Source organism: Candidatus Acidulodesulfobacterium sp. H_13 (assembly GCF_048541835.1).
GTDB lineage: Bacteria > SZUA-79 > SZUA-79 > Acidulodesulfobacterales > Acidulodesulfobacteraceae > QIJE01.
The window spans coordinates 222,286-242,235 of sequence record NZ_JBLEOY010000002.1 but is presented as its reverse complement, the minus strand read 5'-3'; the positions used below and the strand labels follow the sequence as shown (position 1 = coordinate 242,235).

The 19,950-nt window shown below is 37.8% G+C and carries 34 protein-coding genes; all 34 read right to left on the bottom strand.

Translation table 11 applies throughout. The features are described from left to right. Positions 1–2 precede the first annotated feature (2 nt). Positions 3–1,187, bottom strand: a complete 1,185-nt coding sequence (gene trpB, locus ACMCNP_RS05800) for a tryptophan synthase subunit beta (RefSeq protein ID WP_419315055.1) — start codon at positions 1,185–1,187, stop codon at positions 3–5. Continuing rightward, on the bottom strand, positions 1,184–1,879 hold the full coding sequence (locus ACMCNP_RS05795; protein ID WP_419315052.1) for a phosphoribosylanthranilate isomerase: 696 nt from the start codon (positions 1,877–1,879) through the stop codon (positions 1,184–1,186). The genes trpB and ACMCNP_RS05795 overlap by 4 nt, the downstream gene beginning before the upstream one ends. A 6-nt stretch (positions 1,880–1,885) precedes the next feature. Beyond that, on the bottom strand, positions 1,886–2,710 hold the full coding sequence (gene trpC / locus ACMCNP_RS05790) for an indole-3-glycerol phosphate synthase TrpC (protein WP_419315049.1): 825 nt from the start codon (positions 2,708–2,710) through the stop codon (positions 1,886–1,888). Positions 2,711–2,733: 23 nt separating this feature from the next. Further along, positions 2,734–3,765, bottom strand: a complete 1,032-nt coding sequence (trpD, locus tag ACMCNP_RS05785; RefSeq protein ID WP_419315046.1) for an anthranilate phosphoribosyltransferase — start codon at positions 3,763–3,765, stop codon at positions 2,734–2,736. 38 nt (positions 3,766–3,803) lie between these two features. Next, a complete protein-coding gene (locus ACMCNP_RS05780; protein WP_419315043.1) occupies positions 3,804–4,370 on the bottom strand; it encodes an anthranilate synthase component II in 567 nt (188 codons plus the stop codon). A gap of 6 nt (positions 4,371–4,376) precedes the next feature. Next, positions 4,377–5,903 carry an anthranilate synthase component I family protein gene (locus ACMCNP_RS05775; protein ID WP_419315040.1) on the bottom strand — a complete coding sequence of 509 codons (1,527 nt, stop codon included), beginning with the start codon at positions 5,901–5,903 and terminating at the stop codon, positions 4,377–4,379. 67 nt (positions 5,904–5,970) lie between these two features. Next, a complete protein-coding gene (rplQ, locus tag ACMCNP_RS05770) occupies positions 5,971–6,336 on the bottom strand; it encodes a 50S ribosomal protein L17 (RefSeq protein ID WP_419315037.1) in 366 nt (121 codons plus the stop codon). A gap of 29 nt (positions 6,337–6,365) precedes the next feature. Beyond that, positions 6,366–7,376: a DNA-directed RNA polymerase subunit alpha gene (locus ACMCNP_RS05765; RefSeq protein WP_419315034.1), complete on the bottom strand. Its 1,011-nt coding sequence runs from the start codon at positions 7,374–7,376 to the stop codon at positions 6,366–6,368. A 29-nt stretch (positions 7,377–7,405) separates the two neighbouring features. Then, on the bottom strand, positions 7,406–8,032 hold the full coding sequence (gene rpsD / locus ACMCNP_RS05760; RefSeq protein ID WP_419315031.1) for a 30S ribosomal protein S4: 627 nt from the start codon (positions 8,030–8,032) through the stop codon (positions 7,406–7,408). Between the two features lie 66 nt (positions 8,033–8,098). Then, complete coding sequence (rpsK, locus tag ACMCNP_RS05755; protein ID WP_419315028.1) at positions 8,099–8,494, bottom strand: 30S ribosomal protein S11; 396 nt, start codon at positions 8,492–8,494, stop codon at positions 8,099–8,101. A gap of 44 nt (positions 8,495–8,538) precedes the next feature. Further along, entirely contained in the window at positions 8,539–8,919 is a 381-nt protein-coding gene (gene rpsM, locus ACMCNP_RS05750) for a 30S ribosomal protein S13 (RefSeq protein WP_419315027.1), read from the bottom strand. 13 nt (positions 8,920–8,932) lie between these two features. Continuing rightward, on the bottom strand, positions 8,933–9,046 hold the full coding sequence (gene rpmJ / locus ACMCNP_RS05745; protein ID WP_419315024.1) for a 50S ribosomal protein L36: 114 nt from the start codon (positions 9,044–9,046) through the stop codon (positions 8,933–8,935). Positions 9,047–9,114: 68 nt separating this feature from the next. Then, the gene (infA, locus tag ACMCNP_RS05740; protein WP_419315021.1) at positions 9,115–9,336 is read right to left on the bottom strand and encodes a translation initiation factor IF-1; all 222 of its coding nucleotides are present in this window, start codon (positions 9,334–9,336) and stop codon (positions 9,115–9,117) included. 8 nt (positions 9,337–9,344) lie between these two features. Then, entirely contained in the window at positions 9,345–10,085 is a 741-nt protein-coding gene (map, locus tag ACMCNP_RS05735; protein ID WP_419315018.1) for a type I methionyl aminopeptidase, read from the bottom strand. Positions 10,086–10,092: 7 nt separating this feature from the next. Beyond that, positions 10,093–10,740, bottom strand: a complete 648-nt coding sequence (locus tag ACMCNP_RS05730; protein ID WP_419315015.1) for an adenylate kinase — start codon at positions 10,738–10,740, stop codon at positions 10,093–10,095. Positions 10,741–10,800: 60 nt separating this feature from the next. Beyond that, a complete protein-coding gene (secY, locus tag ACMCNP_RS05725) occupies positions 10,801–12,099 on the bottom strand; it encodes a preprotein translocase subunit SecY (protein WP_419315013.1) in 1,299 nt (432 codons plus the stop codon). A 3-nt stretch (positions 12,100–12,102) separates the two neighbouring features. Next, entirely contained in the window at positions 12,103–12,537 is a 435-nt protein-coding gene (gene rplO, locus ACMCNP_RS05720; protein ID WP_419315010.1) for a 50S ribosomal protein L15, read from the bottom strand. Between the two features lie 42 nt (positions 12,538–12,579). Further along, positions 12,580–13,068, bottom strand: coding sequence for a 30S ribosomal protein S5 (gene rpsE, locus ACMCNP_RS05715; protein ID WP_419315007.1), 489 nt, complete (start codon positions 13,066–13,068; stop codon positions 12,580–12,582). Between the two features lie 9 nt (positions 13,069–13,077). Continuing rightward, positions 13,078–13,434, bottom strand: coding sequence for a 50S ribosomal protein L18 (rplR, locus tag ACMCNP_RS05710; RefSeq protein WP_419315005.1), 357 nt, complete (start codon positions 13,432–13,434; stop codon positions 13,078–13,080). A 27-nt stretch (positions 13,435–13,461) separates the two neighbouring features. Next, on the bottom strand, positions 13,462–14,001 hold the full coding sequence (gene rplF / locus ACMCNP_RS05705; protein WP_419315003.1) for a 50S ribosomal protein L6: 540 nt from the start codon (positions 13,999–14,001) through the stop codon (positions 13,462–13,464). Between the two features lie 31 nt (positions 14,002–14,032). Next, positions 14,033–14,431: a 30S ribosomal protein S8 gene (gene rpsH, locus ACMCNP_RS05700; protein WP_419315000.1), complete on the bottom strand. Its 399-nt coding sequence runs from the start codon at positions 14,429–14,431 to the stop codon at positions 14,033–14,035. 39 nt (positions 14,432–14,470) lie between these two features. Beyond that, on the bottom strand, positions 14,471–14,656 hold the full coding sequence (locus ACMCNP_RS05695; protein ID WP_419314997.1) for a type Z 30S ribosomal protein S14: 186 nt from the start codon (positions 14,654–14,656) through the stop codon (positions 14,471–14,473). A 12-nt stretch (positions 14,657–14,668) separates the two neighbouring features. Further along, complete coding sequence (gene rplE / locus ACMCNP_RS05690; protein WP_419314994.1) at positions 14,669–15,211, bottom strand: 50S ribosomal protein L5; 543 nt, start codon at positions 15,209–15,211, stop codon at positions 14,669–14,671. A gap of 17 nt (positions 15,212–15,228) precedes the next feature. Next, on the bottom strand, positions 15,229–15,543 hold the full coding sequence (gene rplX, locus ACMCNP_RS05685; RefSeq protein ID WP_419314990.1) for a 50S ribosomal protein L24: 315 nt from the start codon (positions 15,541–15,543) through the stop codon (positions 15,229–15,231). Between the two features lies 1 nt (position 15,544). Then, positions 15,545–15,913, bottom strand: a complete 369-nt coding sequence (gene rplN, locus ACMCNP_RS05680) for a 50S ribosomal protein L14 (RefSeq protein ID WP_419314988.1) — start codon at positions 15,911–15,913, stop codon at positions 15,545–15,547. Positions 15,914–15,954: 41 nt separating this feature from the next. After that, positions 15,955–16,185, bottom strand: coding sequence for a 30S ribosomal protein S17 (rpsQ, locus tag ACMCNP_RS05675; protein WP_419314985.1), 231 nt, complete (start codon positions 16,183–16,185; stop codon positions 15,955–15,957). 9 nt (positions 16,186–16,194) lie between these two features. After that, positions 16,195–16,380 (bottom strand): 50S ribosomal protein L29, encoded by a 186-nt coding sequence (gene rpmC, locus ACMCNP_RS05670; RefSeq protein ID WP_419314982.1) that lies wholly within the window; start codon positions 16,378–16,380, stop codon positions 16,195–16,197. 3 nt (positions 16,381–16,383) lie between these two features. Then, entirely contained in the window at positions 16,384–16,797 is a 414-nt protein-coding gene (rplP, locus tag ACMCNP_RS05665; protein ID WP_419314979.1) for a 50S ribosomal protein L16, read from the bottom strand. A 30-nt stretch (positions 16,798–16,827) separates the two neighbouring features. Further along, complete coding sequence (gene rpsC, locus ACMCNP_RS05660) at positions 16,828–17,463, bottom strand: 30S ribosomal protein S3 (protein WP_419314976.1); 636 nt, start codon at positions 17,461–17,463, stop codon at positions 16,828–16,830. Positions 17,464–17,478: 15 nt separating this feature from the next. Continuing rightward, positions 17,479–17,811, bottom strand: a complete 333-nt coding sequence (rplV, locus tag ACMCNP_RS05655) for a 50S ribosomal protein L22 (protein ID WP_419314973.1) — start codon at positions 17,809–17,811, stop codon at positions 17,479–17,481. Positions 17,812–17,829: 18 nt separating this feature from the next. Continuing rightward, positions 17,830–18,123, bottom strand: coding sequence for a 30S ribosomal protein S19 (gene rpsS / locus ACMCNP_RS05650; protein WP_419314970.1), 294 nt, complete (start codon positions 18,121–18,123; stop codon positions 17,830–17,832). Between the two features lie 42 nt (positions 18,124–18,165). Then, positions 18,166–18,993 (bottom strand): 50S ribosomal protein L2, encoded by an 828-nt coding sequence (rplB, locus tag ACMCNP_RS05645; protein ID WP_419314967.1) that lies wholly within the window; start codon positions 18,991–18,993, stop codon positions 18,166–18,168. A gap of 16 nt (positions 18,994–19,009) precedes the next feature. Next, positions 19,010–19,297 carry a 50S ribosomal protein L23 gene (rplW, locus tag ACMCNP_RS05640; protein ID WP_419314964.1) on the bottom strand — a complete coding sequence of 96 codons (288 nt, stop codon included), beginning with the start codon at positions 19,295–19,297 and terminating at the stop codon, positions 19,010–19,012. Further along, complete coding sequence (rplD, locus tag ACMCNP_RS05635) at positions 19,294–19,929, bottom strand: 50S ribosomal protein L4 (RefSeq protein WP_419314961.1); 636 nt, start codon at positions 19,927–19,929, stop codon at positions 19,294–19,296. The genes rplW and rplD overlap by 4 nt, the downstream gene beginning before the upstream one ends. Positions 19,930–19,950: the final 21 nt, after the last annotated feature.

Sequence of the window (19,950 nt, the reverse complement as noted above, 5' to 3'; positions counted from 1 at the left end):
CTTTATATTACCTGCTTATTCCCAAATGAAAGATAATCGGAAACAGTGTGTATATCCTTGTCTCCTCTGCCGGAAAGGTTTATAATAACAGTTTTTCCTTTTATTTGTTTCTTTATTTTTTCCAAATATGCGATTGCATGCGCACTTTCCAGCGCCGGAATAATACCCTCAGATTTGCATAACATTTGAAAGGCTGAAACCGCCTCCGCATCCGTTACGCTGTCGAAAATAATCCTCTTTTTATCCGCAAAATAACTGTGTTCAGGACCTACGCCCGGATAATCTAATCCGGCAGCAATTGAATGAGCTTCGGATATTCTTCCGAATTCATCCTGAAGGAGATAGGTCTTATTTCCGTGTAAAACCCCTGGTTTGCCTCCGGAAATAGAAGCGGCGTGTTTTCCTGTAGAAATCCCTAAACCGCCTGCCTCCACGGCATACATCTCAATGCTGTCGTATTTCAGAAATGGATAGAATAACCCCATGGCATTACTTCCACCCCCTATACAAGCTATCAAGATATCCGGAAGCTTATCAATCTGTTTCAAGACCTCTTTTCCTATAACCGACTGAAAATCTCTGACTATTAAAGGGTATGGATGAGGACCCGCAACCGTACCTATCATGTAATATGTGGTTTTGACATTTGTAATCCAATCTCTCAACGCTTCATTCATGGCGTCTTTAAGGGTCTGCGCCCCTGCTTCTACAGAATTTATTTTAGCGCCAAGAAGTTCCATTTTAAAAACATTTTGCTTCTGCCTTTCTATATCCTTTCTGCCCATGAATACTTCGCACTCTAGGTCAAAAAGGGCACAGACGGTAGCGGTAGCGACCCCGTGTTGACCGGCTCCAGTTTCGGCGATAACCCTCTTTTTCCCCATTTTAACTGCAAGCAAAGCCTGCCCCACGGTGTTATTAATTTTATGGGCTCCGGTATGGTTTAAATCCTCCCGCTTAAGGTATATCTCAGATTCGTAAACCTCGGAAAGCCTTTTTGCATGGAATAGCGGGCTAGGCCTGCCAACGTAATTTTTTAAATAATCATTAAGCTCTTTTATGAAGGCTTTATCGTTCCGTATACCTTTATAAAAATTCTCCAATTCTATAACGGCAGGCATCAATGTTTCGGATATATATCTTCCGCCGTAATCACCGAAATGACCTTTTTTATCGGGCAATTTCATATGTAGCCCCCCTTAAGATTTCTAAAAAATAAAACCATTTTGTCGTAATCTTTTTTACCCGGCATGACCTCTATTTTTGAAGAAAGGTCTATACCGTAAGGTCTCACAGTTTGAATAATATCTTTTATATTATCCGGACCCATTCCGCCGGCTATAATCAAATTTTTAGGATTTATATTTTTCAAAAGATTTAAATTGAAAGACGAACCCGTCCCTCCATATATACCTCGCCCTGCAAACGTATCGACGAGCACATTAACGCCGGCATTTTCATAATAAGAAATTTTTTCTATATCTTTTTCTTTTTCTATACGTACTGCTTTTAAAACCGCATTTTTGCATATACCTAATTCTTCTATATACTCTAAGGATTCCGTCCCGGATAACTGAATTATATCGATATCCGCATCATTCATCAGCGCTTTAACGGTTTCTATACTCTCGTTTACGAAAACGCCTGTAACTATAACATTCCTCTTAACTGACAAGAAATCTCTGCAATATTCTTTTTTATCCCTTCGAAGTTCAAATATGATCCGCTTAACCTTTTCAGGCGAAATAAACCTCTTAGACTTTTCATAAAAGACAAAACCTAAACTGTCGGCACCGCATTCCAATGCATTGCGGGCATCGCCCAGATTGGTTATACCGCATATTTTTATTTTAGGAACGTTAAACGTTAAACGAGACATTAAAATTTACAAATAATTATTTATAGTATAAGGAAACAAAAGATCCTTCAATGTTTTAGAAGCATCTTCCGACTTGACAACTGCCTCTCCTATGAGAAAAGAGTTTATCCCTCTTTTCATCAGCATCTCTATGTCTCCCCTGCCACTGATACCGCTTTCCGCAACAATTAATTTGCCGGGAGGTATTTTTTCGGCAATGGCAGCAGTCTTAAACAAATCGGTCTTGAAAGTTCTTAAATCCCTGCTATTAATACCTATAATCTCGGCATTATATTTATACGCCGTCTCCAACTCATTCTCATCCGATATCTCCGTAAGGACATCCAACGAAAGTTCATCCGCGAGCGTAAGAAGTTTTTTGTATTGTACCTCGGTCAACACTTTAAGTATTAAAAGAATTGCATCCGCTCCTATCATTTTTGATTCGAAAACCTGAATTTCGTCTATGATAAAATCCTTTCTCAATACGGGAAGTTTAACGGATTCTCTCACTTTCAGTATATCCGACGGGCTGCCCATGAAAAATCTCTTGTCCGTAAGAACCGATATTGCGCTTGCACCGCCTTTTTCATAGGCGACGGACATCTCATCCGGCTTATAATTAAATACCATTTTTCCTTTGGAAGGAGAGGTCTTTTTAACTTCGGCAATTATACTGCAGATTCGGTAAGATACCGCCTCACCGTTAGATCTCGGTTTTAATGCCCCTCTTAGGCTTCTCAATCCCCTAAAAACACCGTATGCTTCGGCTTTATATTTGGATTCATTTATAGATGCCTTAAATTTTTCTATCTCTATTGTTTTTTCTCTTAAAATATCGTCTAAAATCATTTTTACCGTTATATTAATAATAGTTATTTATTAGAAATCTCAACAAGATTTTTCAGGGCATTTAATGCATCGCCCGATTCTACGGAACGTCTCGCCGCACTAAAAGCATCCTGCAAATCATTTACCGTACCGGAAACCAAAATTGCGAATCCTGCATTTAAAATTGCGATATCACTCTTTGGACCGGCATTGCCCTTTAGGATATCATATATAATTTTCGCACTTGAATCAACCGATAATGACTTAAATTCGTCCGGCGTAAAAAAATTAAAACCGTATTTTTTCGGATTAAACTCAAAATATTTTATGCTGCCCGCGTCTAACTCATAAATATCGGTTATGCCCGATAAGCCCACCTCGTCCATGCCGTCCCTGCTATGCACAACAAAAGCCCTCCCGATATTAAATATTTTAAGAACCTCGATTATTTTTTCAGATAGACTTCTGGAATAAACTCCCATTACCTGTTTTTTTACGCATAAGGGATTAGTCAACGGACCCAGTATATTGAATATAGTTTTAAATCCCAATTCTTTCCTTACCGAAGCCACATATTTCATTGCCGTATGAAACTCAGGGGCAAATAAAAACCCTATATTCGCATACTCTATCGACCTCAAAACCCCTTCTGCGTCTAAAAAAATATTTACTCCGAGCTCTTTTAGAACATCAGCGCTTCCCGATTTAGACGAAACGGCATAATTTCCATGTTTTGCTATTTTAACGCCTGCGCCGGCTGCAATCAAAGCGGCACAAGTGGATATATTAAAAGTATCCTTGGAATCCCCTCCGGTTCCGCATGTATCTACCGGTTCCGATTGAATTTTATTTCCCAAAGGTATCTTAACGGCATTTTCTTTCATTGCAAGCGCCGCACCCGCTATCTCGTCAACGGTTTCTCCCTTGATTTTCAGGGATGTCAAAAGAGAAGCTATCTGAGCATTAGTCAGTTCTCCGCTTAGAATCATATTAAAGATATTAAACGATTCATCTCTGTTCAAATCACGGCCGGCTATAACGCGTTCCAATAAGTCTTTAATAAAATATTTCTTCATTTAATTTACTATTTTGTCTCCCTTTTATCGGTATACCGCTATATTGATAAAAAGTTATTAATTATTTGCTTTCCGCATGAAGTGAGTACCGACTCGGGATGGAATTGAACGCCGTAAACTCTAAACCCTTTAATTTCTATACCCATAATTTCGTTATCGTCCAAACTCATAGCGGTTATTTTTATAATTTCCGGAAGATTTTCTTTTTTTATTATAAGAGAATGATACCTTGTCGCATTGAACGGATTTAGTATATCTCTATAAATAACAGAGGAATCGTGCTTTATAGATGAAACCTTTCCGTGCATAATATTTTCCGCCCTTATTATATCTGCACCGAACGCCTCGCCTATAGCTTGATGTCCCAAACAAACCCCCAGTATAGGTGTCGTCGGATGAAAATTCCGAATAATATCTACCGTAATTCCCGCCTCGGAAGGCGTTTTAGGCCCCGGCGAAATGACTATTTTCTCAGGATTCATTTCAGAAATATCCGAAACCCCCAAGGCATCGTTTCTGAAAACCGAAACGTCATATCCTAATTCACCTATATACTGCACTATATTATAGGTAAAAGAATCATAATTATCTATAACTAATATCATGATTTTTTAATTAAGTCTGTACGAAAGATTAAATGCCGCTATTAAATGTCTCAATTTATTTTCCGTTTCCGCAAATTCGTTTTCCGGGGTGGAATCATACACTATACCTCCTGCAGCCTGAATATAAGCCGCTCCTTTTTTAAATAACGCCGTCCTAATAGTTATGCAAAATTCCATTTTCCGACAACCGTTATCTTCTAAAAAATCGAAATAACCTACGCCCCCGGCATATACCCCTCTCTTTGAATTCTCTAACTCATTTATTATTTCCATGGCCCTTACTTTCGGTGCCCCGGTAACGGTACCTGCCGGATACGTTGCCTTAATCAAGTCAAATGCATCCAACCCGTCTTTAATCTGAGACAAGACGCTTGTAACTATATGCTGAACATGAGAATATTTTTCAATATACATAAGTTTTTCGATCTTAACGGTTCCTTTTTCGGAAACCCTCCCTATGTCGTTCCTGCTCAAATCCACTAGCATGATATGTTCCGCTCGTTCTTTAGGGTCATTCAGCAGTTCGTCTGCAAGAATATCATCGGATGCAGAATCTTCACCCCTTTTTATGGTACCGGCTATAGGCCTCGTTTCGATATCGCGGTTCGTAAGTTTTACTAAGTTTTCGGGAGATGAGCCGGCAATAACAAAATCACCGATCTTGAGATAAAACATATAGGGAGAAGGGTTTATAAGCCTAAGGGCGCGATAAAAGAGAAAAGGGTCTGGGGGATTAATGATTTTTTTTCTGCGGGATACCTGAACCTGAAATATATCTCCGCGAAGTATATATTCTTTGGCGGATAAAACATTTTTCTTAAATTCGTTAAAATCCGTTTCATCTTCTATCTCTATACCTGAATTCTCATCGTTTTTGTCTTTTTTAGATTCGAATTTCCTTTTTTTAATAACGTCGGATATCCTGTCTATCCTCTGAAGCGTCGATTCATAATCTTTTTTCAGCCGCTTTCTGTCTGAATTATCTTTAAACAAAAAAGATATTATCTTGATGGCATGATTTAAGGCGTCATAAACAACTATATCTCTCGGAAGCATAAAAAAAAGATCATAAACATCTGTAATATCGGCTTTTTGCGGAGGCAATTTTTCGATAAGACCGTTTATTTCATATCCTAAATAACCGAACAACCCTCCAATAAAATCTTCCGACAATCCATTCTTATACAGCTTAAAATGAGACAGAATCTTCTTTATATATGAAAAAACATCTCCGTTTAAATTTTTAAGGCTTATACTCGAAGGAAATTCAAGTTGATAATCGGTGAAATTATTAATGCTAAGCGCATCTCCCCGAAGGCTTATCGTTAAAAACGGGTTCAAGCATATGAAGGAATACCTCCCCCATTTTCCTATGCCTTCCGTACTCTCGAAAAAAAACGCATAGGACTCCCCGTGGAAAGACGAAAACATCGATATCGGAGTTTCCATATCGCCGCTAATTTCATAGACAACTGGAATTATATTGAATGCTTCCGGCGTGTTTAAAACATCCTCATAATTTATAATAGGCATAACGTAGGAGATTATATCATATTTTTTTTCTTTATCATAGTCGTTTAATGCCTACTTACAAATCGGCTCATCCTTCTTTTCTCGCGACAAATTCGATCAACCCTAAAGGACTAGCGTCGCCAGCCCTATAACCAGTCTTGATTATTCTAACGTATCCTCCGGGTCTATCTTTATATCTCTGCCCCAAATCATTAAAAAGTTTAGTAGTCGCTTCTTTACTTCTTAGCTTTGAGAATACGGCTCGCCTTCTAGCCGTAGTGTCTAATTTCCCCAGCGTAACAAGTCTTTCCACATAACCCCTTAAAACCTTGGCCTTAGGCAGGGTTGTTTCTATTCTTTCATGCTCTATAAGCGAAGATGCCATATTTCTAAGTAAAGCAGCCCTATGCGAAGACGTTCTATTTAGTCTTGTCTTAATTTTTCTATGACGCATTTTAACCCCTAAATATAATATTTGACAAATTATTTCTCTTGTTTTCGTATAGCTACATCATCTACCTTCATTCCAAAACCTAACCCCATAGTAGATAAAACCTCTTTTATCTCATTAAGGGACTTCCTGCCGAAGTTCTTTGTTCTTAACATCTCTCCTTCGGTTTTTTGAACCAACTCATTGATTGTTTTTATATCGGCATTCTTAAGACAATTTGCAGATCGGACGGAAAGCTCCAACTCATCCACGTTCTTAAGCAAGTTCTCGTTCAAATAATCTTCCGACAGCTTCTCTGCGTCCGGCTGCACCTTTTTATCCGATATTGATAATTGGTCCATTTCTCCAAATGTTGCAAGGACCGCAACTTGTTCTTGTAGCATTAAAGATGCGGAAGTAAGAGCATCCTCCGGGGTAATGTATCCGTTTGTAAATATTTCCATTACAAGTTTATCGTAATCCGTTATCCCCCCGACTCTTGCATAGGAAACATCCATAGTAACTTTTTTGACCGGCGAAAAAGAAACGTCTAAGAAAATAGTCCCTATAGGGGCCTCCTCGCGAGAATTAAGTTCGCTGGGAACATATCCTCTGCCTCCGACAACAAGCATTTGAGCCTTAAAACTACCGCCTTCGGCTATCCTTAAAATCCTCTTTTCCTTGTTTACTACCTCAATGTTTTGCGATGTTTTAATATCCGAGGCATAAACATCGCCTTCCCCGTCGATATCTATATATGCCGGTTCGGGCTGATCGGAAGTAATGTCAAAGTCGATGTCTTTTAAGTTTAATATAATCTCCGTAATGTCTTCTACGACTCCCGGAATAAAAGTAAATTCATGCGACACACCTTCAATCTTAATCTCGGATATTTTATATCCTACTATTGATGACAAAAGAACCCGACGAACGGCATTGCCGATGGTAATACCAAGACCCCTCTCCAACGGCTCTACCGTTAATTTTCCATAATAATCGGTATATGTTTCCTTCTCGAATTCTATCTTCTTTGGCTTAATAAGCGAAAGCCAATCTTTTTTCATATCGCCTCCGAAAAAATTTTATTTGACGCTTACTTAGAATAAAGTTCTACTATAAGCTTTTCGTCCACCGTAGACATGATTTCATCCCTTTCTGGAATCGCTTTCAACGTGCCCTCGTAGGCATCCGCATTCAATTCGAAATATTCGGGACATGATCTTCTTGCGGCAGACTCTAATGAAGTTTTTATGACATCGTATTTTCTACTTTTCTCGCGAACAGTGATTTTATCCCCCTGTTTCAAAACGAATGAAGGAATATCTACCTTTTTATCGTTAACCAAGAAATGCCCGTGCGTAACTAAAAGTCTTCCGAGCCGGCGAGAAACGGCAAATCCTAACATATAAACAGCATTGTCAAGCCTTCTTTCCAATAGGGAAAGCAGGTTTTCTCCTGTAATTCCGCTCATTCTTTCTGCAACTATATATGTCTTTTTAAACTGTTTCTCCATAAGTCCGTAAGATCTTTTTAGTTTCTGTTTCTCTCTGAGCTGCCCTCCATATTCGGATAACTTTCTTCTCATATTCTTATGCTCTCCCGGAGCATATTCTCTCTTATCATATGAACACTTATCGGAATAGCATCTGTCTCCTTTTAAAAAGAGTTTTTCGCCTTCTCTCCTGCATAATTTACAAACTGCGCCACTGTACTTAGCCACCTTTTCACCTCATAAATTTCATAGCTTGCTTAACTTAATAATTATAATTTTTAACGTTTTGAAGATTTAAACCCGTCTTCTTTTCGGAGGTCTGCATCCGTTGTGAGGTATGGGAGTAACATCCTTTATTAACGTAATATTAAGACCCGAACTCTGAAGAGCTCTTAATGCAGATTCCCTGCCTCCGCCCGGACCCTTTATATAAACTTCTATATTGGAAACTCCATAATCCGATACCTTTTTCGCCGCCTGTTCGGCAGCCATCTGCCCCGCATACGGGGTGCTTTTTCTGGAGCCTTTAAATCCGCTTGTGCCTGAGCTTGCCCATGAAAGAACGTTTCCATTTAAATCGGTAATACTAACTATAGTATTATTAAACGTTGACCTTATGTGAGCAATTGCATTTTGAATATTTTTCCTCTCTTTTCTCTTCTTTACCGCCCTTTTCTTTGTGTTAGCCATCTATACCTCGAATACGCCTTAAATTAAAAATTAATTTTTTAACCTTATTTTGTCTTTGTCATCTTCATCGTCATTGAAGACTTCCTATGCCCCTTCCTTGTTCTTGCATTAGTTTTAGTCCTCTGCCCCCTTACCGGCAAACCTCTTCTATGCCTTAATCCCCTATAACTGCCTATATCAATAAGCCGTTTTACGTTTATCTGTATTTCTCTTCTTAAATCTCCCTCTACTTCATATCCGTTATCTATTATTTGTCTAATATTATTAACCTGGATATCAGTCAGATCTTTTGTCTTGATATTTATGTCGATATCGGCCTTGTTTAAAATCCTAATAGATAACGACCGCCCTATACCGTAAATATAAGTCAAGGCAATCTCAATTCTTTTGTTTTTTGGTAAATCTATACCGGAAATTCTCGCCATATTGCCTCCCTTTTCAACCTTGACGCTGCTTATGTTTAGGGTTTTCGCATATCACTCTTACGACTCCCTTTCTTCTTATAACCTTGCATTTACTGCATATTTTTTTTACAGAAGATCTCACTTTCAATTTTAACTCCCCTAATATGTACCCCATTAGATAGAACACATATCGAAATTATTATCATTATTTTTAAATTATTTCCCTCTAAATACGATGCGTCCTCTGCTTAAATCGTAAGGCGACAATTGTACGGTTACCTTATCACCAGAAAGAATTTTAATATAATGCATGCGCATTTTTCCGGATATATGAGCTAATACCTTATAGCCATTTTCCAGTTCAACCCTGAACATGGCATTAGGCAACGGCTCAACAACCGTCCCTTCAACTTCTATCAGATCCTCTTTGCCTGCCATAAATTTTCCTATGTTAGAATTTGCGGTCCTTCTTTAGTTACCACGACGGTATGCTCAAAATGAGCGGAGAACCCTCTATCTTTAGTAACAACCGTCCATCTGTTTTTCTTAACCCTTACTTTATATTCAAGCTCATTTACCATCGGCTCAATGGCTATTACCAAACCTTCTTTTATCAAAATATCGTTCCCTTTAATATAATAATTCGGAACCTGCGGGTCTTCATGCAATTTAAATCCGACTCCGTGACCTACAAAATCCTTTACGACCGAGTATTTATTACTTACAACAAAATCTTCTATCGCCGAAGAGATATCATTTATTTTATTCCCGCAAACCGCCTTAGATATCCCAATATGTAAAGCATTCTTGGTAACACTCATAAGATCTGACGCCGCATCCGAAACATCCCCTACGGCAAGAGTAATCGCCGCATCCGCATAATAACCCTTATAATAGGAACCAAAATCTAAACTAACTATATCACCGTTCTTGAGTCTCCTTTGAGAAGGAAAACCGTGAACAACTTCATCGTTTACAGATACGCAAACAGAATACGGAAACCCGTTATATCCCTTAAACGCCGGCGATGCATTTAATGACGCCGCCAACTCTTCCGATTTTATATCATATTCAATCGTTTTAATGCCCGGTTTCGTAATACCGGATAATTCTAATAACACCTTCTTTACGATCTGCCCCGCATCTTTTATCCCTTCGATATCTGCTTTATTTTTAAGGTTTATCATTTATTACTTATATATTAGAAATAATCTCTGCCTCAACCTCTTTTGGAGCTTTTTCTCCGTTAATTTTGGTTATCTTACCCATTTTTTCAAAATAATCCACTAAAGGCTGCGTTGAATTATGATAAACATCCAATCTCTTCTTGATAACATCTAACTTATCGTCATCTCTCGTTATCAGCTGCTCTCCGCAATTATCGCACAACTCGTCCTTTTTGGGAGGATTATATTTCATATGGTAAACATCTTTACATTTTGGACATATCCTTCTGTTAGTAAGTCTTTCGTATATAGTTTCATTTTTCACGTCAATATAAATTATCCTGTCTACTTCCAAGTCAAACTCTTTCAGCATTTCGTCGAGTAGAGAATTTTGAGACAAATCCCTTGGAAACCCGTCAAATAAAAATCCGTTTTTCCCAATGTTTTGTTTAATATTAGCCTTTATCATTTTAGTAACAAGTTCAGTAGGGACAAGTTCCCCTTTATCCATATAGGATTTTGCAATCACGCCAAGTTCGGTTTTCCGTCCGACATTGTCCCTTAAAAGATCGCCCGTGGAAATAAGAACAAAATCCTTATTACTTGCAATATTTTTAGCCTGAGTTCCCTTACCTGCCCCCGGAGGACCTATTAAAATATAAATTTTGCTTTTCATCTTTTTTTCCCTCTTTATTATTTAATATTATATTGTTAACCCATAAAAACCGGGGCATTCTCATTTTTTAGATGCTTTCTTGAGTAGGCTGTCGTAATTCCTATATAGTAAATGAGATTGAATCTGCACTATAGTATCCATAGCAACTACTACCACTATTAAAAGTCCCGTACCTCCAAAATAAAACGGCACATGTATCTGGTTAATCAAGATGGTCGGCAATAAACAAACTAACGAAACATATGTCGCTCCGATAAACGTAACCCTGTTTAAAATTCTATCTATATATGCAGCCGTAGATTTACCCGGTTTAATTCCCGGAATGTTACCGCCGTATTTACGTAAATCATCGGCAACATTATCCACTTTAAACGTAATCGCGGTATAAAAGAAAGCAAAGAAAAAAATCAATACAACATAAATTACGTTATAAAGCACTCCTGCAGGATTTAAATATCTAGATACGCCCTCAAATATAGGTATCTTAATAAAGTTAGCGATAGTAGTAGGAAACAGAAGTATGGACATAGCAAAAATAGGCGGAATAACGCCGGGCGTATTCACCTTCAGCGGAAGATAGCTGCTTTGCCCCGAATATAATTTCCTCCCTACCATTTTTTTCGCGTATTGCACAGGAATGCGTCTTTGTGCCGATTCGACGAATACGATAAACCCAATGACTAAAATCATCATTGCGACAATTAAAATCAACAGCATTATGTTGAGTTCGCCAAGCCGCACCATTTTAAGCGCATTTATAAATGCTGCGGGGATAGCCGCAACAATACCGGCAAATATTATAAGCGAAATACCGTTTCCGATTCCATGCTCCGAAATTTCTTCGCCTATCCACATTACAAATACGGTTCCGGCAGTAAGGGCTATAACGGATATAACCATAAAACTCAAGCCCGGATGACTAACTACCGGCAAGCCTGACGGACTCCGCATAACCTCAATTCCGTAGGTTATTCCCATAGCTTGAAACAATGAAAGAATAACCGTACCGTACCTTATATACTGCATAAACTTCTTTCTTCCCGCCTCTCCCTCTTTTTGTAGCCTATCAAGAGACGGAACAACCATAGGAAGCATTTCGAATATTATTGCCGAACTGATATACGGCATAATACCGAGAGAAAATATCGAAAAACGAGCTAACGCTCCTCCGGTAAACATATTGAAAAGCCCAAACAGATTACTGTTGGAAGCGCTAAAAAATTGAGCTAAAGCGGTAGGATTAACACCCGGAGTAGTTATATGAACCCCTACTCTGAACACAACAAACATTAAAAGTGTATAAAGTATACGATTTCTTAATTCCGGAATTTTTCCTAAATTTTCAAAACCTTGCGCCATTATTTATATTATCCTTATTGTTCCGCCATTTTTTTCAATCTTTTCTTTAGCATTTTTAGAAATCTTATTACATACCACATTAATTTTGCGATTTACTTCTCCGGAACCTAAAAGTTTGAACTTATCGTCGCTCTTTTTTAAGATTCTGTTATTCTTCAAGATATCAATGTTTATATCACTATCCTTCAAATTCTCCAAAGTCGTTAAGTTAATAACTACGAATTCCTCTCTGCAAGGATTTCTAAAACCCCTTTTAGGAACTCTTCTGATATACGGCATTTGTCCGCCTTCGAACCCCCGTCTTACGCCCCCGCCGGACCTTGCATTCTGACCCTTGTTTCCTTTTCCGGATGTCTGACCGTGCCCGGAACCGGAACCCCTGCCCAATCTTTTTATCTTTCTATTATTAGATTTACCAAACTTACTCAAATTAATCATTTAATTTTAATCCCCTATGCTTGCTTAAAAATAAATATTTGTTTATATTCTTCTTTTTCTTCTTTTGATAAGTTCACCTTTATAGAAAAGCGATGAAATACATTCCAACGTAGCATTCGCAACATTATGAGGATTAGACGAACCTATCGACTTCGCATAAACATTCCTAATGCCTGAAAGCTCAAGTATCGCCCTCATCGCTCCGCCGGCAATTATTCCCGTCCCTTCCGGTGCAGGCTTCATAAATACATAACCGGCTCCGCTTTTACCATACTGCTCATGGGGGATAGTATTTTTATGAACCTTAACTCTTATCAAATTTTTCTTAGCCTGTTCCGTACCTTTTCTGATTGCTTCCGGAACCTCTTTGGCCTTGCCTAAACCTACGCCTACAAAATTAGCATCGGGATCTCCTGCGACGACTAAAGCGGAAAAACCAAACCTTCTTCCACCCTTAACAACCTTTGCAACCCTTGAAATATGGATAACTTTATCCTGAATATTTAAATCTTCGACGCTTAATTTCTTCAAATCATCCTCCTAAAAATTTAAACCGTTTTCTCTTGCGGCATCAGCTAATGCCTTAACTCTTCCATGATAAATATATCCGTTTCTATCAAATGCAACGCTATGCACGGATTTTCGCTTGCATTGCTCAGCTATTTCTGCACCTACTATTTTCGCAGCATCCACGTTTCCGCTATGCCCTTTAATCTTTGCCCTCAATTCCTTAGAAAGCGAAGAAGCATGTGCCAATACGTCATTATCAATGGAAAAAACCTGAGCATATATATTATTCAAACTTTTAAAAACACATAATCTCGGCCTCGTATTATCTTTCATCGTCTTTTTTACGTGCTCTTTCCTGTGTAATCTTTTTTTAATTTTATCCTTCATAAGTAATCCTTCTTATTCTAAAATTATTTATTTTCCAGATGCCTTACCGACTTTTCTTTTTATAACTTCATCCGAATATTTAATCCCTTTTCCCTTATAAGGTTCGGGTTTTCTTAATCCCCTTATTCTGGAAGCGACAAATCCAACAAGCTCTTTATCGATGCCGGAAACCTTTAACAATGTATTTTTATTAACGATTACCTTAATTCCTTCAGGAATTATAAAATTTACCTGATGAGAATAACCCAAATTTAATACAAGATTTTTGCTTTTTACTTCCGCCTTGTATCCAACCCCTATTATCTCTAAATCCTTAGAAAAACCATTTACTACTCCGACTACCGCATTAGCGATAATGGTCCTCGTTAAACCGGTATATTTTTCAAAACTCGGATTGTCATCTTTTAGCTTAACGGCAATACTCGATTCGGACAAATCTAAAGTAATTCCTTCTGGAATTTTCTTCGTCAGTTTTCCCAACGGTCCTGAAGAAGTAACCATATCTCCGTTTATCTCTACTTTAACACTTTTTGGAATTTCTATCGCTTTTTTACCTATTCTCGACATTTTATGAGCACCTTTTTATCCTTATATATTACTAAAAAACTGTTAACAATGAAAGCCCGCCGACCCCTTCTTTTCTGCAAGAAACATCAGTCAGTATTCCGGATGAAGTCGAAAAAATCTCAACACCCAAACCATTCTTGTAACGCCTCATATCCTTGACTTTCTTGTAAAACTTTATACCCGGAGTACTTGTCGTTTTTATGTCTACAATGACGGGTTTTACGTTTTCGAAATATGCAAGTTTTACACTGATACTCTTAACTGAAATTAAATCGACATTTTCAATAGTAAAATCATCAATAAAACCCTCTTCCTTTAAAATCTCGCATATATTTTCCTTTAACTTAGAATAAGGCATGCTCACTCTCTCTTTGCCAACCTTATATGCATTTTTGATTCTGACAACCATATCTGAAATCGGATGCGTCATTTTTTCTCTTTACCCTCGCTTACAATATATTAAAATTAATTACCAGCTTGACTTAGTAACACCCGGAATTAGCCCTTTATTAGAAAATGTCCTAAAACAAATTCTACACATATCGAATTTTCGATAATAGCCTCTGGGTCTTCCGCAAATTGGACACCTGCTGTGCACCCTGACTTTAAACTTAGGCTTTTTAGATGCTTTAAATATCATAGATTTTTTTGCCATGTCCCCTATCTCCTAATTTCTAAAAGGAAAATTAAAACTTTTCAAAAGTTTATAGCCATCTTCATTGTTTTTTGCCGTCGTGACTATCGTTACATTCATTCCTTTAATTTTTTCCACAAGTTCATAGCTTATCTCGGCAAATATAAGCTGTTCCTTTACCCCTAAGGTATAATTCCCTCGACCGTCAAAAGATTTCTTGGAAACCCCCTTAAAATCTCTAACTCTCGGAAGCGATATATTTATGAGCCTATCAAAAAAATCATACATTTTTTTATCTCTCAACGTAACAAAACAACCTATTTCCTGATTCTCTCTCAATTTAAACGCCGCAATAGATTTCCTGGCTTTTGCAATTACAGGCTTCTGCCCTGAAATCTTAGCAAGCTCCGCAATTGACTGTTCTATGATTTTAGAATTAGATGTCGCTTCTCCGAGCCCCATATTAATGACAATTTTCTCTAATTTAGGTATCTGATGAATGTTTTTATAACCCGTCTCTTTTATCAGCCTGGGAACAACCTCTTTTTTATAAAATTCCTTATATCTCGAAAACAATTTTTAATCCTCCAAAATTAAACTTCTAGCCCGCATTTCTTACATAGTCTAAGCTTCTTTCCGTCATCGCCAAGCTTGACCGAAAACCTGACCGCTTTTTTGCACTTGGAACAATACAATGCGACGTTGGAAATATTAACAGGCGCCTCTTTATCGACAATGCCTCCGGGCTTCTGAGCACTTCCTGATTTCATGTGCCTCTTTACCATGTTTATCTTTTCAACATATACCCTATTATCGTCCCTATTTATGCTGATAATTTTCCCGGTTTTACCCTTCTCTTTGCCCGCTAAAATCATTACATTGTCGTTCTTTTTTAATTTAATAGCCATATTATAAAACCTCCGGAGCCAAGGATATAATCCTCATAAACTTTTTTGCCCTTAATTCCCTTGCTACCGGACCGAATATACGTGTTCCTATCGGTTCATTCTGATTATTTATCAAAACAGCCGAATTATTATCGAACCTTATGTAGCTTCCGTCGGGACGTTTTGTTTTTTTGATCGTTCTCACAATAACGGCTTTAACGACGTCGCCTTTTTTAACCTTTGAATTAGGGATTGCTTCCTTTACCGAAACAACTATCACATCGCCAATCTTAGCATACCTATGTCCCGAGCCCCTGAGAACCTTAATGCACATAAGCTTTTTTGCCCCTGAATTATCGGCGGATTTTAAAACTGTCTGCATTTGAATCATTTTTATAGCCTCATATGATTTCTTTAATTTGATGTGTTAAATTAAAGAATCTCCTTAAGATTCCACTTCTTTTCTTTAGATAACGGGCGAGTCTCCACAAATGAAACCCTATCTCCTATATGTGTAACATTCTTTTCGTCATGAATCTTAAACTTCCTAACCTTCTTAATATATTTTTTATAAATGGGGTGCTTTACCATATCAGACACCTTTACTACAGCAGTCTTGTCCATCTTATCCGATGAAACAACCCCTATAAATGTTTTTTTCATAGTTATCCCCTACTTCTTCTCATTTAAAATTGTCTTTATTCTCGCTATAGACTTTTTTACGGTTTTAATCCTCTTTGGATTTTCCAAAGCGCCTATTGATTTTTGAATAGTAAGATTAAAAATTTCTTTTCTAAAATCGGCTTCTTTAGCCTTAAGTTCGTCATCGCTCATTGATTTTAATTCGCTAAATTTCATATATCAAAACTCTCCTCTTTCTATGAATATGGTCTTAATAGGCAATTTATGAGATGCCAACCGTAATGCCTCCATAGCAATATCTTTTGATATTCCTTCCATTTCATACAGGATCAGCCCCGGCCTAACAACACATACCCATTCGGAAACACTGCCTTTTCCTTTACCCATTCTCGTTTCTGCTGGTTTTTTCGTGATAGGTTTGTCCGGAAACATTCTTATCCAGATCTTACCGCCCCTTTTCACAAATCTCGTCATCGCAATTCTTGCAGCTTCAATTTGCCTTGACGTTATATATCCGCACTCAACGGCCTTAAGCCCAAAATCTCCGAATGCAAGAGAATTACCACGAGTGGCTTTCCCCCTCATTCTCCCCTTCATCTGCTTTCTATATTTCGTTTTAGCCGGCATTAACATTTTTGCTCACCTTTACTTTTACCGTTATTTTTAAAGAACATCCCCTTTATATATCCATACCTTTATGCCTATTTTTCCATACGTCGTATTGGCCTCGGCAGTACCATAATCAATACTTGCTCTCAATGTATGCAACGGAACCCTTCCTTCCAGATACCATTCCGTCCTTGCTATTTCAGCTCCGGCAAGCCTGCCGCCGCAGGCTATTTTTATACCCTTTGAACCGCTTTTCAATGCCATAGTAATACTTTTTTTGATAGCTCTTCTAAAAGCAATACGTTTTTCAAGTTGCAATGCGATGCTTTCGGCTACCAAAACAGCATCTAACTCCGGTTTTTTGACTTCAAGTATATTTACGTTAATATCTTTATTCTTCATCGTACTGATTTTAGCTAATTCGTTCTTTAGATTATCAAAATCCGAAGAACCTCTCTTGCCGTATATCATACCTGGTCGAGCAGAAAATATATCTATAATTAATTTTTCGGCTTTTCTACCTATATTAATTTTCGATATACCGGCAGAATAAAGTTTCTTTTTTAAAAAACCTCTGATTTTTAAATCGGCATGCAAAAATTTTGCATAATCACGATCACTATACCATCTTGAATCCCAAGTTCTATTTATGCCTATTCTAAACCCGATTGGATTAACTTTCTGCCCCAAAATCTACCTCCGATTTTAAATTTCTTCAAGAACTATTTTAATACTACTCATACGCTTTTTAACGATTGCGCTTCTACCCATAGCCTTAGGCATGAGCCTTTTAAGGGATAAAGACATATCGACGTTTATTTTAGATATAACCAGATTATCTATATCTACCCTTCCCGTTCCGGCTGCGTTAGCCAATGCGGATTTTAACAGCTTGTATACAAAAACGGCAGACTTTTTCTTTGTAAACTTAAGTATATTTATAGCGTCGTAGACCTTTTTCCCCCTAACAAGATCAACTACAAGCCTTGCTTTTTGAGGGGACACCTTAATGTATTTTGCTTCTGCTTTGAACTCCATTTCCCAACCCCTTTATTTTTATTTTTTTCCGCTGCTCTTAACTTTTGCTTTCCTATCTCCGGCATGCATAGTAAAAGTCCTAGTCGCACTAAATTCCCCTAGTTTGTGTCCAACCATATTTTCGCTTATAAAAACAGGTATAAATTTTTTTCCGTTATGAACAGCGAATGTAAACCCTACCATAGAAGGTATTATAGTAGATCTCCTGGACCATGTTTTTATTATCTTTTTATCGTTAGAATCAAACGCCTTTTCAACCTTTCTCAAAAGCGACTCATCAGAAAAAGGACCTTTTTTAATAGACCTAGCCAAATTTATTTCTCCTAATTTATTTTGTCGGCAAATTAACCGAGATTATCTGCCTTTTCTTTTTGAAATAATATATTTAGACGTCCGTTTATTTTTTCTGGTCTTATGACCCTTTGTAGATATACCCCACGGCGTAACGGGGTGACGACCACCCGACGTCTTTCCTTCTCCTCCTCCATGCGGATGATCTACCGGATTCATGGCGACGCCTCTTACCGACGGCCTAATTCCCATCCACCTGGATCTACCTGCCTTACCTATGCTTATATTTTCATGATCGACATTTCCTATTTGACCGATAGTCGCATAACACTTTTCCAGAATCAACCTGAATTCTCCCGAAGGCATCTTGATCTGTGCATACCCACTGTCTCTCCCGAGAAGTTCCGCGTAAGTTCCTGCGCTTCTAACAAGTTTTCCACCAGAATTCGGTTTCATCTCTACATTATGAATCATGGTTCCTGCCGGAATATTATATAATGGAATACAATTCCCCGGCTGAATATCGGCTTTTTCGGATGATATAATGCTATCTCCCTGTTTTAAACCGTTGGGCCACAAAATATATCTTTTTTCACCATCGATATAATGTAGAAGAGCAATTCTTGCCGACCTGTTAGGATCATACTCTATTTCCGCGACACGTGCAGGAATATCTCTTTTATCTCTTTTAAAATCAATAATTCTATATCTTTTTTTGTGTCCGCCGCCCTGATGCCTTACGGTAATTCTGCCGTAATTATTTCTTCCCGCATTCTTTTTATATTTAGAAAGAAGACTTTTTTCCGGAAAATCACGAGTAATTTCCGCAAAATCAGAAACGGTTTGAAACCTTCTTCCGCTTGATGTAGGCTTATATTTTTTTAATGGCATTGATATCGTCTCCGGATTATGCTTCCAAGGCAGAGATTCTCTGACCTTCTTTTAATTTTACGTAAGCTTTTTTAAAATTAGGTAATTTACCCGTATACTTTCCGACCCGCCTAAATTTACCTCGATTAATCATCGTGTTGACTACTTCCACTTTGACGTTCAAATATTTCTCGATCGCATCCTTAATGTCCTTTTTATTTGCCTTTTTATTGACATTAAAAACATAGGTATTCGTCATTTCTCTTATCTTCAAGCTTTTTTCCGAAAGTATCGCTTTTTCCACAACCGTATTTAATTCCTTCATAATGAAAGATTCCTCTCTAATTCTTCATTTGCCTTAACTGTAATAAGTATTTTTTCGTATTTAAGTAAATCTAAAATATTGAGAGAGCTTATGCTAATTGCCTTATAATTCATAAGATTTTTTGTAGATTTTGCTATCTTATTATCCGCATTTGCGGTAGGCAATACAAGTAAACCCTTTTTTATGCCCAAATTAACAAAAATAAATTGCATCTGCTTGGTCTTAATTTCCGGAATTTCAAAATCCTGCATAAAAATAATTCGCCCTTCCTTTAAAAGATAAGACAAAGCCGACTTCAATGCCGCCTTTCTGGCTTTTTTAGGCATATCCTTCTTGTAATTTCTTTCGTTTCCGGGACCAAAAATAGTTCCGCCGCCTTTCCATAGCGGAGACCTGATTGAACCCGCTCTCGCTCTACCCGTTCCCTTTTGCTTCCACGGCTTGATTCCGCCACCTGATACGATTTTCCTGTTCTTCACGGAAGCTAACCCTAGCCTTTTATTTGACAGCGTCAATAAAACATATTCTTTTATCAGCGACTCTTTGACCGGATAGGAATATACTTTTTCATTTAATGCAATATTGCCGGCATTTTCGTTTTTAATGTTTAATATTTCGGCATTTTCTGACATTATATCGATCCCGTTTTTTTA

Excerpts from the sequence above, each read along its gene's own strand:
- trpB (WP_419315055.1), bottom strand. The coding sequence starts at position 1,187 with ATGAAATTGCCCGATAAAAAAGGTCATTTCGGTGATTACGGCGGAAGA.
- ACMCNP_RS05795 (WP_419315052.1), bottom strand. The coding sequence starts at position 1,879 with ATGTCTCGTTTAACGTTTAACGTTCCTAAAATAAAAATATGCGGTATA.
- trpC (WP_419315049.1), bottom strand. The coding sequence starts at position 2,710 with ATGATTTTAGACGATATTTTAAGAGAAAAAACAATAGAGATAGAAAAA.
- trpD (WP_419315046.1), bottom strand. The coding sequence starts at position 3,765 with ATGAAGAAATATTTTATTAAAGACTTATTGGAACGCGTTATAGCCGGC.
- ACMCNP_RS05780 (WP_419315043.1), bottom strand. The coding sequence starts at position 4,370 with ATGATATTAGTTATAGATAATTATGATTCTTTTACCTATAATATAGTG.
- ACMCNP_RS05775 (WP_419315040.1), bottom strand. The coding sequence starts at position 5,903 with ATGCCTATTATAAATTATGAGGATGTTTTAAACACGCCGGAAGCATTC.
- rplQ (WP_419315037.1), bottom strand. The coding sequence starts at position 6,336 with ATGCGTCATAGAAAAATTAAGACAAGACTAAATAGAACGTCTTCGCAT.
- ACMCNP_RS05765 (WP_419315034.1), bottom strand. The coding sequence starts at position 7,376 with ATGAAAAAAGATTGGCTTTCGCTTATTAAGCCAAAGAAGATAGAATTC.
- rpsK (WP_419315028.1), bottom strand. The coding sequence starts at position 8,494 with ATGGCTAACACAAAGAAAAGGGCGGTAAAGAAGAGAAAAGAGAGGAAA.
- rpsM (WP_419315027.1), bottom strand. The coding sequence starts at position 8,919 with ATGGCGAGAATTTCCGGTATAGATTTACCAAAAAACAAAAGAATTGAG.
- infA (WP_419315021.1), bottom strand. The coding sequence starts at position 9,336 with ATGGCAGGCAAAGAGGATCTGATAGAAGTTGAAGGGACGGTTGTTGAG.
- map (WP_419315018.1), bottom strand. The coding sequence starts at position 10,085 with ATGATAAACCTTAAAAATAAAGCAGATATCGAAGGGATAAAAGATGCG.
- ACMCNP_RS05730 (WP_419315015.1), bottom strand. The coding sequence starts at position 10,740 with ATGAAAAGCAAAATTTATATTTTAATAGGTCCTCCGGGGGCAGGTAAG.
- secY (WP_419315013.1), bottom strand. The coding sequence starts at position 12,099 with ATGGCGCAAGGTTTTGAAAATTTAGGAAAAATTCCGGAATTAAGAAAT.
- rplO (WP_419315010.1), bottom strand. The coding sequence starts at position 12,537 with ATGATTAATTTGAGTAAGTTTGGTAAATCTAATAATAGAAAGATAAAA.
- rplR (WP_419315005.1), bottom strand. The coding sequence starts at position 13,434 with ATGAAGGATAAAATTAAAAAAAGATTACACAGGAAAGAGCACGTAAAA.
- rplF (WP_419315003.1), bottom strand. The coding sequence starts at position 14,001 with ATGTCGAGAATAGGTAAAAAAGCGATAGAAATTCCAAAAAGTGTTAAA.
- rpsH (WP_419315000.1), bottom strand. The coding sequence starts at position 14,431 with ATGACGCATCCGATTTCAGATATGGTTGTCAGAATCAAAAATGCATAT.
- ACMCNP_RS05695 (WP_419314997.1), bottom strand. The coding sequence starts at position 14,656 with ATGGCAAAAAAATCTATGATATTTAAAGCATCTAAAAAGCCTAAGTTT.
- rplX (WP_419314990.1), bottom strand. The coding sequence starts at position 15,543 with ATGGCTATTAAATTAAAAAAGAACGACAATGTAATGATTTTAGCGGGC.
- rplN (WP_419314988.1), bottom strand. The coding sequence starts at position 15,913 with ATGATTCAAATGCAGACAGTTTTAAAATCCGCCGATAATTCAGGGGCA.
- rpsQ (WP_419314985.1), bottom strand. The coding sequence starts at position 16,185 with ATGAAAAAAACATTTATAGGGGTTGTTTCATCGGATAAGATGGACAAG.
- rpmC (WP_419314982.1), bottom strand. The coding sequence starts at position 16,380 with ATGAAATTTAGCGAATTAAAATCAATGAGCGATGACGAACTTAAGGCT.
- rplP (WP_419314979.1), bottom strand. The coding sequence starts at position 16,797 with ATGTTAATGCCGGCTAAAACGAAATATAGAAAGCAGATGAAGGGGAGA.
- rplV (WP_419314973.1), bottom strand. The coding sequence starts at position 17,811 with ATGGAGTTCAAAGCAGAAGCAAAATACATTAAGGTGTCCCCTCAAAAA.
- rplB (WP_419314967.1), bottom strand. The coding sequence starts at position 18,993 with ATGCCATTAAAAAAATATAAGCCTACATCAAGCGGAAGAAGGTTTCAA.
- rplW (WP_419314964.1), bottom strand. The coding sequence starts at position 19,297 with ATGAAGGAATTAAATACGGTTGTGGAAAAAGCGATACTTTCGGAAAAA.
- rplD (WP_419314961.1), bottom strand. The coding sequence starts at position 19,929 with ATGTCAGAAAATGCCGAAATATTAAACATTAAAAACGAAAATGCCGGC.